Source organism: Geobacillus sp. CAMR5420 (assembly GCF_000691465.1).
Taxonomy (GTDB): Bacteria; Bacillota; Bacilli; order Bacillales; family Anoxybacillaceae; genus Geobacillus; species Geobacillus thermoleovorans.
This window is the reverse complement of sequence record NZ_JHUS01000002.1, coordinates 141,130-154,141: the sequence shown is the minus strand read 5'-3', so window position 1 is coordinate 154,141 and position 13,012 is coordinate 141,130. Positions and strand designations below refer to the sequence as shown.

Genomic DNA, 13,012 nt, shown 5'->3' with positions numbered 1-13,012 from the left:
GTCAATAACATCCTTAGAAAGGAGGTGATCCAGCCGCACCTTCCGGTACGGCTACCTTGTTACGACTTCACCCCAATCACTTGCCCCACCTTCGGCGGCTGGCTCCCTTGCGGGTTACCTCACCGACTTCGGGTGTTGCAAGCTCTCGTGGTGTGACGGGCGGTGTGTACAAGGCCCGGGAACGTATTCACCGCGGCATGCTGATCCGCGATTACTAGCGATTCCGGCTTCATGCAGGCGAGTTGCAGCCTGCAATCCGAACTGAGAGCGGCTTTTTGGGATTCGCTCCCCCTCGCGGGTTCGCAGCCCTTTGTACCGCCCATTGTAGCACGTGTGTAGCCCAGGTCATAAGGGGCATGATGATTTGACGTCATCCCCACCTTCCTCCGACTTGTCGCCGGCAGTCCCTCTAGAGTGCCCACCTTCGTGCTGGCAACTAGAGGCGAGGGTTGCGCTCGTTGCGGGACTTAACCCAACATCTCACGACACGAGCTGACGACAACCATGCACCACCTGTCACCCTGTCCCCCCGAAGGGGGAACGCCCAATCTCTTGGGTTGTCAGGGGATGTCAAGACCTGGTAAGGTTCTTCGCGTTGCTTCGAATTAAACCACATGCTCCACCGCTTGTGCGGGCCCCCGTCAATTCCTTTGAGTTTCAGCCTTGCGGCCGTACTCCCCAGGCGGAGTGCTTATCGCGTTAGCTGCAGCACTAAAGGGTGTGACCCCTCTAACACTTAGCACTCATCGTTTACGGCGTGGACTACCAGGGTATCTAATCCTGTTTGCTCCCCACGCTTTCGCGCCTCAGCGTCAGTTGCAGGCCAGAGAGCCGCCTTCGCCACTGGTGTTCCTCCACATCTCTACGCATTTCACCGCTACACGTGGAATTCCGCTCTCCTCTCCTGCACTCAAGTCCCCCAGTTTCCAATGACCCTCCACGGTTGAGCCGTGGGCTTTCACATCAGACTTAAGGAACCGCCTGCGCGCGCTTTACGCCCAATAATTCCGGACAACGCTCGCCCCCTACGTATTACCGCGGCTGCTGGCACGTAGTTAGCCGGGGCTTCCTCGTGAGGTACCGTCACCGCGCCGCCCTCTTCGAACGGCGCTCCTTCGTCCCTCACAACAGAGCTTTACGACCCGAAGGCCTTCTTCGCTCACGCGGCGTCGCTCCGTCAGGCTTTCGCCCATTGCGGAAGATTCCCTACTGCTGCCTCCCGTAGGAGTCTGGGCCGTGTCTCAGTCCCAGTGTGGCCGGTCACCCTCTCAGGCCGGCTACGCATCGTCGCCTTGGTGAGCCGTTACCTCACCAACTAGCTAATGCGCCGCGGGCCCATCCGCAAGTGACAGCCAAAGGCCGCCTTTCAACCAAAGACCATGCGGTCTTCGGTGTTATCCGGTATTAGCTCCGGTTTCCCGGAGTTATCCCGGTCTTGCGGGCAGGTTGCCCACGTGTTACTCACCCGTCCGCCGCTGACCAAATCAGAGCAAGCTCCGATTTGGTCCGCTCGACTTGCATGTATTAGGCACGCCGCCAGCGTTCGTCCTGAGCCAGGATCAAACTCTCCAAAGAAAGTTGATTGGCTTTTCGCATTGTCCAGCTTCGGCCCGCCGCCTCTCGGGGTCAAATAACCTTCGCCTTCGGGATTGTAAATCCCTGCAGGCGAAGAACATTTGCCCATCGCGGCGACCCGCGAGCCTCAGCTTTTCTTATGACGCTTGCGTTTTGTTTAGTTTTCAAGGAGCTTTTTCGCTGTCCCTTAATGATGACAGCTATTAAATAATAACCCATGGACAACGAAAAGTCAACAACTTTTTTATTTCTTTACCGTCACAAGCAATGTTGATTGTATCATGTGGATGTTGTTTAGGCAATAGTATTTTTTGGAACTGACACTGATCAACCTTGCACCATTTCCTCGATATATATGTCCCGCTGAACGCTTAGTGACAGCAACTGTCCGGTTTCGATGATCTTGACGATTGGCCGGGCTGGCTCGTCCGAAGGAATAAACATAACTTCAGCCATTTCGCCGTTGGAGAGTTTGACGACGGCTCCTGTTTGTAGGCCGATGAGATTGTTCACCAGCGCGGCGACAGCTTCTGTACTCAGTTTGCCGAACTGCTCCCTTTGCATCGTTTCAATGGCCCGAAACGGCGACTGTTTGCGACGGTATAACCGTTCTGAAGTCATGGCATGGTAGACATCAGCGACGGCAACGATCTGGCTGTAAGGGTGAATTCTTTCTGCTTTTACTCCGAGCGGGTAGCCGCTGCCGTCATTTCGTTCATGATGTTGCAACACAGCAAGTTTTGCCCCATGGTTTAGCGCAGGGATTTTTTGCACCATGCGGTAGCTGAAGACAGGGTGCTGCTTTACTTCATTGAACTCGGCTTCAGTGAGCGCTGACGGATTTGTCAAAATTCTCTTACTTACTTTCGCCATGCCACAGTCTGCTAGCACACCGGCAAGGGCGATTTGGTGGCATTCCCCTTCGCTGTATCCAAGCTGCATGGCCAAAAAGCCCGCGAGCAGCCCGACGCTGACGGCATGATGGTGCAAATATTCGTCCTTTGTTGCGTAATGATGCAACATAAGCAACTCCCGTTTTTGGCCCGCCATTCGTTCAAAAAGCGAAATGATGACCCCTCTGATTTCGCCGATATCAACCGGCAAACCGGCTTGCCACGATTGAAACCATGTTTTGTATCGTTGGACCGCCTCTAAGTAGAAGGCCATCGGCTGTTTGGCAACCGCCGTTGATGCGGAATCGACGTTGGGAAATGGTTCACCGTTAGCAAGCAATGGTTCAACGTCCACTTCCTCAACGAGGAATTTTTCAAGTACGAGTAGCAACGGTTTCGTGATCACGGTGTTTTTCGGTATAATTGGACGTTTCGTCTTGCCGAGCACATCTTCAGCGAGCACGCATCCTTCGCGAAGCTGGGAGCGTTTCACACGGACCATCGATTAGTGCCCCCTTTGTCTTTTTTTCTCTGTATTTCTATCGTAACATGATTTTGGCCGCGATGGCAGGCTTTTGAAACAGAAAAACGACGCCCCGCGCCTATAGGCGAAGCGCCGTTTCCGTTAGGCTGAATGATCTTCTTCTTTATTCCTCGTCCCTTTCTTCCTCAGGCACTTTCGCCACCGTAGCGACGCACTCATGCCCATCTTCGCCAGAGAGGCGAATGAGCTTAACGCCTTGGGCGATTCTTCCCGTCCGAGAAATATCGCTGACGGCAATGCGAATGAGCACGCCGCCGGTCGTGATCACCATGACGTCTTCATTGCCGACGACGGTTGTCACCGCAACGACAGGACCGTTTTTATCCGTGACGTTGCACGTTTTCAATCCTTTGCCCCCGCGGCTTTGCACGCGGTATTCCGAGGCCGGAGTGCGCTTGCCGAACCCTTTTTTCGTGACGACAAGCACATCATGATGGTCTTCTAAAATTTCCATGCCAACTACTTCATCCCCGTCATCAAGCGTGATCGCTTTGACTCCAGTCGCGCTGCGGCCCATCGCCCGCACGTCGGTTTCCGGAAAACGGATGAGCATGCCGTTTTTCGTACCGATGATCAAATGCTTTTTGCCATCCGTCAGCCGGACAGAAATCAGTTCATCCCCTTCGCGCAAATGGATGGCGATAAGCCCGTTGTTGCGAATATGGGCGAACGCTGAAAGCGGGGAACGTTTGGCAATTCCTTGCTTTGTCGCAAACACGAGGTAGCGTTCATCGCTAAACTCGCTTTCAATCGGAATCATGGCGTTGATCCACTCATCTTTATCGAGCTCAAGCAAGTTGATGATCGGCAGCCCTTTGGCTGTGCGGCCGAATTCCGGAATCTCGTAGCCTTTTGCCTGATATACTTTCCCTTTATTCGTGAAAAACAGCACGGTGTCATGAGTCGACGTAATGAGCAAATGTTCGACAAAATCGTCTTCCGCCGTATGCATGCCTTGCACGCCCCGTCCGCCGCGTTTTTGGCTCCGGTACGTCGATAAAGGCAAGCGCTTGATGTAGCCTTTATGAGTAAGCGTGATGACGACATGCTCTTGCGGAATTAAATCCTCGTCATCGAACTGCTCAACGGCTCCTGAAACGATTTCCGTGCGCCGCTCATCGTTGAACCGCTCCTTAATTTCGCTCAGTTCATCGCGAATGATTTGCAATACTTTCTCTTCGTCGGCCAATACGCCTCTCAGTTCTGCGATCAGACGGACAAGGTCTTGGTATTCTTGTTCGATTTTTTCCCGCTCAAGGCCGGTTAACCGTTGCAGGCGCATATCCAAAATCGCCTGCGCTTGCCGTTCACTGAGTGAGAACCGCGCCATCAGCCCTTCGCGCGCCGCCTCCGTTGTCTGTGAGCGGCGGATGAGGTCGATCACTTCATCCAAATGGTCAAGGGCGATGCGCAACCCTTCCAGAATGTGAGCACGCGCCTCGGCTTTTTTCAGCTCAAACGCCGTCCGCCGGCGGATGACGGTTTTTTGATGGTTTAAATAATGCTCCAAACACTCTTTTAAGTTCAGCACTTTCGGCTCGCCGTTTACCAAAGCAAGCATGTTGATGCCAAAACTCGTTTGCAATGCCGTATGTTTGTACAAATTGTTCAACACAACCTTCGCGTTGGCATCGCGCCGCACTTCGATAACGATGCGCATGCCGCTCCGATCCGACTCGTCGCGCAAGTCGGTGATGCCGTCAATTTTTTTGTCGCGCACAAGTTCGGCGATCCGCTCGATCAGTTTCGCCTTGTTTACTTGGTAAGGGAGCTCGGTCACAATGATCGTTTCCTTGCCGTTTGGCTGCTGCTCGATTTCGGCCTTGGCGCGCAATGTAATGGAGCCGCGACCCGTTTCGTACGCCTTGCGGATGCCGCTGCGGCCGATAATTTGTCCAGCGGTTGGAAAGTCAGGTCCTGGGATGTATTCCATCAAATCGGCAACCGTCATCTCCGGATTTTGGCTTAATGCCAACAAGGCATCAATCACTTCGCCAAGCTGGTGCGGCGGAATGTTCGTCGCCATTCCGACAGCGATGCCGGATGAACCGTTGACAAGCAAATTAGGAAACCGGGACGGCAGCACGACCGGTTCTTTTTCCGAACCGTCATAGTTGTCTTGATAGTCAATCGTGTCTTTGTTGATATCACGCAAAAGCTCCATGGCGATTTTCGACATGCGCGCTTCCGTGTAGCGCATCGCTGCTGCCGCGTCGCCGTCAATCGATCCGAAGTTGCCATGTCCGTCGACAAGCATGTAGCGGTAGTTGAAATCTTGCGCCATGCGCACCATCGTGTCATACACGGCGGCATCCCCGTGCGGATGATATTTCCCGATCACTTCGCCGACGATGCGAGCCGACTTTTTATACGGTTTATCGGCAGTCATGCCGAGGTCGTGCATGGCATATAAAATGCGGCGATGCACCGGCTTCAGCCCGTCGCGCACGTCCGGCAGGGCGCGCGAAACGATGACGCTCATCGCATAGTCAAGAAACGAAGAACGCATTTCCTGGCTGATGTTCACTTCGCGGATGCGCGGTTGTTCGTGTTCTGCCATTCGTTCAAACCTCCCTTTGAAACCTCCTCCAGTCCGGACCGCCCGGCCAGGCGGACGCGGACGGACGGCGGGCGCCGCTTCGCTCGCGCGCCGGGTGTCCCCGTCGGCAAGGTGAAGCGAGGAGGGCGGCTGATTCCCTCTTTTTTTATCCTAAATGTCCAAGTTTTTCACATAACGGGCATTTTCTTCGATGAACTGGCGGCGCGGCTCAACTTTATCGCCCATTAAAATTTCAAACGTTTCATCTGCGTCAATGGCGTCTTGCAAGCTCACTTGCAGCAACGTTCTCGTTTCCGGATTCATCGTCGTTTCCCAAAGTTGCTCCGGATTCATTTCGCCCAATCCTTTATAGCGTTGAATCGTCGGTTTTGGCTGGTCCGGCAGCTCGGCAAGGATTTTCTCAAGCTGGCGGTCGTTGTAAGCGTAACGCACCTGTTTTCCCTGCTCGATTTTATACAGCGGCGGCTGAGCGATATAAATGTAGCCGTGTTCAATCAATTCCCGCATATAACGGTAAAAAAATGTTAAAAGAAGCGTGCGAATATGGGCCCCGTCAACATCGGCGTCGGTCATGATGATGACCTTATGGTAACGCGCCTTTGAGATGTCAAACTCTTCGCCAATGCCCGTGCCAAGGGCGGTAATAATCGCCCGCACCTCATTGTTCGACAAAATTTTGTCCAAGCGCGCTTTTTCCACGTTAAGGATTTTCCCGCGCAGCGGCAAAATCGCTTGGAAATGGCGGTCGCGCCCTTGTTTCGCGGAGCCGCCGGCCGAATCGCCCTCGACGACATACAGCTCGCTGATCGACGGGTCTCTTGACGAACAGTCAGCCAGTTTGCCCGGCAAATTGGAAATTTCAAGCGCACTTTTGCGCCGCGTCAGTTCGCGCGCTTTTTTCGCCGCCAGCCGCGCCCGCGCCGCCATCATGCCTTTTTCGACGATTTTTCGGGCAATCGTCGGATTTTCAAGCAAAAACGTTTCAAATTGTTCGGAAAAGACAGCGTCGGTCACCGTGCGCGCATCGCTGTTGCCGAGCTTCGTTTTCGTTTGCCCTTCAAACTGCGGCGATGGATGCTTGATCGACACGATGGCCGTCAGCCCTTCGCGCACATCTTCGCCAGTCAAATTCGCGTCGTTTTCTTTAAAAATTTGCTGCTTGCGAGCGTAATCATTGATAATGCGCGTCAGCGCCATTTTAAAGCCAGATTCATGTGTGCCGCCTTCATGCGTATGAATGTTGTTGACAAACGAATAAATATTGCTCGTATAGCCGTCGTTGTACTGCAAGGCGATTTCTACGGCAATGCCGTCACGCTCGCCAGCGATATAAATTGGCTCTTCGTGCAGCACTTCTCGTGTTCGGTTCAAATGACGGACGTATGAACGAATGCCGCCTTCGTAAACATATTCGTTTTTTCGGCTGTCAACCCGTTCGTCCGTCAGCGTGATTTTTAAGCCGCGATTTAGAAAGGCGAGCTCACGCAACCGAGTGGCCAGCGTTTCATAGTCAAATTCGGTCGTCTCAGTGAAAATTTCCGGGTCCGGCTTAAAACGGGTCGTCGTTCCGGTCCGGTCTGTCTCGCCGATGACTTGCAAGTCGGTGCACGGTTCTCCGCGCTCGTACCGCTGGTAATGGATTTTTCCATCCCGATAGACGTAAACTTCGAGCCATTCCGATAAGGCGTTGACGACCGAAGCGCCAACGCCGTGCAAGCCGCCGGACACTTTATAGCCCCCTCCGCCAAATTTCCCACCGGCATGAAGGACGGTCATAATGACTTCGACGGCGGGACGCCCGGTCGCCTCGTGAATGTCAACCGGAATGCCACGCCCGTTGTCGGCGACGGTGATGCTGTTGTCTTTGCCGATCGTCACATCGATGTTTGTGCAATAGCCCGCCAACGCCTCGTCGATGCTGTTGTCGACGATTTCCCAAACGAGATGGTGCAGTCCTTTCGGCCCCGTCGAGCCGATGTACATCCCCGGGCGCTTGCGGACCGCTTCAAGGCCTTCAAGCACTTGGATTTGGCTTGCATCGTACGTCTGCTCAACCCGTTGTTCCATTGTCATGCCTGATCACCTACGCTTTCTTTGCAAACGTTCAACGGTCTCGCGGTCAAGAAGGAGCGGTTACCGAACCAGAATGGACTCGATAAATAGCCGCTTCTTGAATGATATCGTGCTTAATGCCGTCAATACTTGTTGTTGTGACAAAAGTTTGCACTTTTTTCCGGATGGCATCAAGGAGGTGGGTTTGCCGAAAGTCATCAAGTTCTGACAACACATCATCCAGCAATAAAATGGGGTAATCGCCTAACTCGGAAAAGATGAGCTCAAGTTCTGCCAGCTTGACCGCTAGCGCGGTTGTACGTTGTTGCCCCTGGGAACCGAAAGTTTGCACGTTTTTTCCATTCACGAAAAACGCGATGTCATCACGATGCGGGCCGACCAGCGTTGTTCCCCGCTGAACTTCCCGTTCCCTCATGGCGGCGAACGTTTCACTGTATGCTTCTACTATTCTCGACAATTCCGCCTTTTCTGATACGTCGACCGACGGTTCGTATCGGATGCAAAGCTGTTCGGCGCCGCGGCTGATTTCATAGTGGATTGGCATCGCCCATTGCTCAAGCAGCGACAAAAACTGGCGGCGCCGCAGCGTAATTTTGGCCGCCAGCAATACAAGCTGCTCAGTTAACACATCAAGAACCGCCTCATCGCTCCGCTCGCGCGCCTGCATCATTTTTAAGTAATGATTGCGTTGTTGCAGCAGCTTTTGGTATTGGCTCAAATCATGTATATACACAGGCGACACTTGCCCGATTTCCATATCGACAAATCGGCGCCGCACTTGCGGACTTCCCTTGACTAAATTCAAGTCTTCGGGAGCAAACATGACGACATTCAAATGGCCGACGTATTGGCTGAGCCGCTGCTGTTCAATATGGTTGCATCTTGCTTTTTTTCCTTTTTTTGAAATAAGCAACTCAAGCGTTAACGACCCGCTTCGTTTTTCCGCTCTTCCTTCTATTTTAGCATACTCTTCATTCCAACGGATAAGGTCTTTATCGTTGGACGTGCGGTGCGACTTCGCCATAGCCAAAACATAAATGGCCTCCATCATGTTCGTCTTTCCTTGGGCATTTTCTCCTAAGATGACGTTCACGCCCTCACCAAAATTCAGCGTTTCATACTCATAATTCCGGTAATTCGTCAACGTTAAGTTGGTCAAAAACACCGAACCTTCACCTACTCCGCTTTTACGACGACGAACGTGCCAAACGGTTCAATGTCGATCCGGTCGCCGTCTCTCAGCTTTCGCCCGCGCCGGTTTTCCCGTTCTCCATTGACAAGCACGTGATGTTCCTGCAAAAACCATTTGGCCGCACCGCCAGTATCGATCAATCGCACAAGTTTCAAAAGCTGCCCCAGCGTAATCGTTTCCGTTGTAATCGTCACCCGTTGTTCCATCCGTGTCATCGCTCGCTTTCCTTCAAACTGCCTATTCTTTTATTTTACCGAAAAATCCGCCCACTCGCAAAGAAAGCCGATGGGAAGGATGGGCATAGATGTTGCCCGCCTTCTCATCGGACTTGAGAAAAAGCAGCGTTGTCGGGTGGCTTTTGCCCTTGAAGCTGAATGGTTTTCGCCAATAGGAGGGCGGTGGGTCAATATGTTCTCACCGGCAAAATGAGCTGAAGCATCGAATCGGTATGAAGCGGGCGCAACAGGAACGGCCGCATGGCCCCAGTGAAGCTGATTTGAATGTCTGTTCCATCAAGCGCCCGCAACGCGTCCATCATATATTTCGCGCTGAACGAAATGTTCAACTCTTCCCCTTCAAGAGACTCCGTTTGCAGCTGCTCCGTCACTTTCCCGATCTCCGGAGAAATCGAAGAAATTTCGAGCATTCCTCCAGGAAGCGTCGTTAGTTTCACAACGTTGTTCCTTCCTTCTCGAGCAAGCAAGGACGCTCGGTCGATTGCCTGCAGAAACTCTTTTGTATTGACGATCATGGTCGTTTTGCTTTCTGTTGGAATCAAGCGGGCCGTCTCCGGATAGTTGCCGTCAAGCAGCCGGGAAAAGAAGAGAAGGTGCTCGGCCTTAAATAGCACTTGATTGGCTGTCATGACGATGTCCACCGGGTGGTTGCCGTCATCCAAAATTTTGCTGAGCTCATTAAGACTTTTTCCAGGGATGACGACGTTGTATGATACTTCATTTTCCGACTCAATTTTCACTTTGCGCATGGCTAAGCGATGACTGTCGGTCGCTGTGCAGACAAGCTCGCCATGTTCAACTTTCCAGTTGACACCTGTCAAGATTGGGCGCGTTTCCGATGTAGAAACGGCGAACACCGTTTGCCGAATCACGGTTTTCAATAAATCAGCCGGGATTTGAAACACGTTTTCTTCTTCAATTTGCGGCAGGCGCGGATATTCGTCGGCGTTTAGCCCATTGAGGCGGAATTCTGAGTGCCCCGAGCGGATGATCGTCAAAAAGTTGTCTTCCGTTTCGATTTCCACCGTTTGTTGCGGCAGTTTTTTCACGATTTCAGAGAAAAAGCGCGCCTGCAGTACGATGCTCCCCGGTCTTTTCACGTCAACGAGCAACTTGCCTTCTTTTTCAAGCGGAATAAACGATTCAATTGAAATGTCGGAATCGCTTCCGGTCAGCGTTACTCCCGAGGCGGTTGCTGTTAGTTTGATTCCGGTCAAAATCGGAATCGTCGTTCTTGTCGATACGGCTTTCATCACGTCTTGGACGCTCTTGGCCAACGCTTCGCGGTCAATGGAAATGTTCACGTTGCTGTTCCTCCCCGTTTCTTTAGATCGTCGGAAATAAATTATAAAAATATAAAAACAAAAACCGTAGTACTAGTCGTATGGCTTGTTAGTATGTGGATAAACAAAAAAAGCGAAGCAAGCACAGCCTGTCCACATGTGGATAAGCTGTGCATAAAACCGAGACAGTTGTTCACAGTTGCTTCAGCTTTTCTTGAATCTCTTGTATATGCCTTTGCAGCTGCGTATCGGTTTGCAAAAGCTTTGATATTTTTTCATGGGCGTGGATGACGGTTGTATGATCGCGTCCCCCAAATTCATCGCCGATTTTCGGCAACGAACAGTCGGTCAGTTCGCGGGAGAGATACATGGCAATTTGCCGAGGGAACGCGACCGATTTTGTTCGCTTTTTCGCTTTAAAATCTTCCATCTTGATGTTGAAATGCTGTCCAACAACGCGCTGAATGTCTTGAATCGTGATTACCTTCGGCTTTGCGCTCGGGATGATGTCTTTCAATGCCTCTGCTGCCAAGTCAGCGGTGATCTCTTTGTTGATGAGCGACGAATAAGCGACGACGCGAATGAGAGCGCCCTCAAGCTCGCGGATGTTCGAGTCAATTTGATTGGCGATATAAAGCATTACCTCGTTTGGAATGTCAAACCCCTCCGCCTTCGCCTTTTTGCGGAGGATAGCGATCCGCGTCTCCAAATCAGGCGGCGTAATGTCGGTGATGAGCCCCCACTCAAAGCGCGAACGCAAGCGGTCTTCGAGTGTTGGGATTTCTTTCGGCGGTCGATCGCTTGAGATGACGATTTGCTTGCTCTCCTCGTGCAGCGTATTAAACGTATGGAAAAATTCTTCTTGCGTTTGTTCTTTTCCGGCCAAAAACTGAATATCATCGATCAGTAGGACGTCAACGTTCCGATACTTGTTGCGAAAGTCGTCAGGGCGGTTGTCTCGGATGGCGTTAATAAACTCATTCGTAAATTTCTCTGAAGATAAATAGACCACTTTCGCCGATGGGTTATGTTCAATCACGTAATGGCCGATCGCGTGCATTAAGTGTGTTTTTCCAAGTCCGACGCCGCCATAGATAAACAAGGGGTTGTATGCTTTGGCCGGAGCCTCAGCGACCGCCAGTGAAGCGGCATGGGCGAACCGGTTGCCGGAGCCGATGACAAACGTATCGAACGTGTATTTCGGATTTAACATGCTTTGTGGGAAATCGTTTGTCTCTTCATACGGTTTCCGTTGCTTTTTCTTAGATGACTGGAACTCTAGTTCTTCATCATCCTGATTTGGCGGAATGATAAACTTGACGGCCAATTCTTCGCCCGTGATGGTGTAGATCGTTTCCGCAATCAAATGAGAGTAGCGAGAATCAAGCCAATCTCTAGCAAACTCGTTCGGGGCTACGATGACGAGCGTGTCACCTCGTAAAGAGTGGGCTTTTGTTGACTTGAGCCAAGTTTCAAAGCTCGGCTTGCTGATTTTTTGTTCAATCTCCGCGAGCACGCGATCCCATAAGTCATGGATATTTTCCACCCGTTGCCCCTCCCTTAAGTCAGAGGATGATCGTTTGTTTAAAAAAATAAGTTTGTGGAAAAAGCATATTAAGGAAATAAAGAAGCTTTTCGACAAAATCCACCATCTGTGGGTAACATTATTAACGCGTTGTGAAAAAACTATCCACAATCTATCCACAAAATGTGGATAGACTCCTCTTATCCACATAATTATCCATAGTGAAAACACAATAATAATAGCAAATAAAGCGGCTTGTTGCAACGGGATTTTTTTGATTATCCACAAAATGGATAGGGTGTGAAAAAATCATTATCCACACCATTGAACATGTGAAAAAAATGTCGATAAATGTTGTGGATTGTTGATAGGGAGAAAAAATTTATCCACAGCGCTGATCAGAGTTGGAAAAACGAAGAGGCGGTTGACATTTGCTAAGATTGTTCAATATAATGAGAAAGACTGCCCGTAACTGTTATTCCCTAGGGAGGTGTCATAGATGAAACGGACGTATCAACCGAATAGACGGAAACGAAGCAAAGTGCACGGATTCCGCGCGCGCATGAGCACGAGAAACGGCAGAAAAGTGTTGGCGCGCCGCCGCCGCAAAGGAAGAAAAGTTTTGTCTGCATAATAGGCCACTGAAGTTTCAGTGGTCTTTTTTCTCAATATTTTGCCGCCGGGAAATTAGGCAAATGGAGTGTTTGGGGAGAATGAAAAAAAAGTATCGGATCAAGAAAAACGAAGAGTTCCAGGAAGTGTTTCAGAGGGGCGCTTCAACGGCCAACCGCCAGTTTGTCATCTACACGCTTGACCGCCCGGAGCAGCCTTATTTTCGCATCGGGCTGTCTGTCAGCAAAAAACTTGGCAAGGCTGTCGTCCGAAATCGAATCAAGCGCTACATCCGCCAATGCTTCCTCGAATTGAAAGAGGAGATTGCCCCTGGCAAAGACTATGTCGTTATCGCTAGGCAGCCGGTGGCGGAGATGAATTATGCGGAAGTAAAAAAAAGTTTAATCCATGTGCTCCGGAAATCCGGAGGGCTGAAAAAAGGAGGCCAACCGTCGCATTCGGCTTGAAAAAATGCTCCACGCGGCAAAAAAAATGGTAAAATACATACGTGAACTTGTA

General features: G+C 51.2%; 9 protein-coding genes and 1 rRNA gene. 2 read left to right on the top strand and 8 right to left on the bottom strand.

Annotated features, from left to right (window positions below):
* Nucleotides 1–17: 17 nt before the first annotated feature.
* From DI44_RS15755 to dnaA, 8 genes are all read right to left on the bottom strand, one after another.
* Nucleotides 18–1,575, bottom strand: a 16S ribosomal RNA gene (locus tag DI44_RS15755).
* 327 nt (nucleotides 1,576–1,902) lie between these two features.
* Nucleotides 1,903–2,970, bottom strand: coding sequence for an HD-GYP domain-containing protein (locus DI44_RS15760; RefSeq protein ID WP_014194554.1), 1,068 nt, complete (start codon nucleotides 2,968–2,970; stop codon nucleotides 1,903–1,905).
* Between the two features lie 145 nt (nucleotides 2,971–3,115).
* Complete coding sequence (gene gyrA, locus DI44_RS15765) at nucleotides 3,116–5,572, bottom strand: DNA gyrase subunit A (RefSeq protein ID WP_011229522.1); 2,457 nt, start codon at nucleotides 5,570–5,572, stop codon at nucleotides 3,116–3,118.
* 150 nt (nucleotides 5,573–5,722) lie between these two features.
* Complete coding sequence (gene gyrB, locus DI44_RS15770; protein WP_013143951.1) at nucleotides 5,723–7,639, bottom strand: DNA topoisomerase (ATP-hydrolyzing) subunit B; 1,917 nt, start codon at nucleotides 7,637–7,639, stop codon at nucleotides 5,723–5,725.
* 52 nt (nucleotides 7,640–7,691) lie between these two features.
* Complete coding sequence (recF, locus tag DI44_RS15775) at nucleotides 7,692–8,810, bottom strand: DNA replication/repair protein RecF (protein WP_011229520.1); 1,119 nt, start codon at nucleotides 8,808–8,810, stop codon at nucleotides 7,692–7,694.
* A gap of 11 nt (nucleotides 8,811–8,821) precedes the next feature.
* Nucleotides 8,822–9,052, bottom strand: a complete 231-nt coding sequence (yaaA, locus tag DI44_RS15780; RefSeq protein ID WP_012820418.1) for a S4 domain-containing protein YaaA — start codon at nucleotides 9,050–9,052, stop codon at nucleotides 8,822–8,824.
* A gap of 188 nt (nucleotides 9,053–9,240) precedes the next feature.
* Nucleotides 9,241–10,377, bottom strand: a complete 1,137-nt coding sequence (gene dnaN, locus DI44_RS15785; RefSeq protein ID WP_011229518.1) for a DNA polymerase III subunit beta — start codon at nucleotides 10,375–10,377, stop codon at nucleotides 9,241–9,243.
* Between the two features lie 172 nt (nucleotides 10,378–10,549).
* Nucleotides 10,550–11,902, bottom strand: coding sequence for a chromosomal replication initiator protein DnaA (gene dnaA / locus DI44_RS15790; protein ID WP_011229517.1), 1,353 nt, complete (start codon nucleotides 11,900–11,902; stop codon nucleotides 10,550–10,552).
* Between the two features lie 478 nt (nucleotides 11,903–12,380).
* On the opposite strand from dnaA, the gene rpmH reads away from it, so the two are divergent.
* Together rpmH and rnpA are read left to right on the top strand one after the other, a co-directional pair.
* Entirely contained in the window at nucleotides 12,381–12,515 is a 135-nt protein-coding gene (gene rpmH / locus DI44_RS15795; RefSeq protein ID WP_003253900.1) for a 50S ribosomal protein L34, read from the top strand.
* A gap of 79 nt (nucleotides 12,516–12,594) precedes the next feature.
* Nucleotides 12,595–12,960: a ribonuclease P protein component gene (gene rnpA, locus DI44_RS15800; RefSeq protein WP_011232960.1), complete on the top strand. Its 366-nt coding sequence runs from the start codon at nucleotides 12,595–12,597 to the stop codon at nucleotides 12,958–12,960.
* The last annotated feature ends 52 nt before the right edge of the window (nucleotides 12,961–13,012 follow it).

Excerpts from the sequence above, each read along its gene's own strand:
- DI44_RS15760 (WP_014194554.1), bottom strand. The coding sequence starts at position 2,970 with ATGGTCCGTGTGAAACGCTCCCAGCTTCGCGAAGGATGCGTGCTCGCT.
- gyrA (WP_011229522.1), bottom strand. The coding sequence starts at position 5,572 with ATGGCAGAACACGAACAACCGCGCATCCGCGAAGTGAACATCAGCCAG.
- gyrB (WP_013143951.1), bottom strand. The coding sequence starts at position 7,639 with ATGGAACAACGGGTTGAGCAGACGTACGATGCAAGCCAAATCCAAGTG.
- yaaA (WP_012820418.1), bottom strand. The coding sequence starts at position 9,052 with ATGACACGGATGGAACAACGGGTGACGATTACAACGGAAACGATTACG.
- rpmH (WP_003253900.1), top strand. The coding sequence starts at position 12,381 with ATGAAACGGACGTATCAACCGAATAGACGGAAACGAAGCAAAGTGCAC.
- rnpA (WP_011232960.1), top strand. The coding sequence starts at position 12,595 with ATGAAAAAAAAGTATCGGATCAAGAAAAACGAAGAGTTCCAGGAAGTG.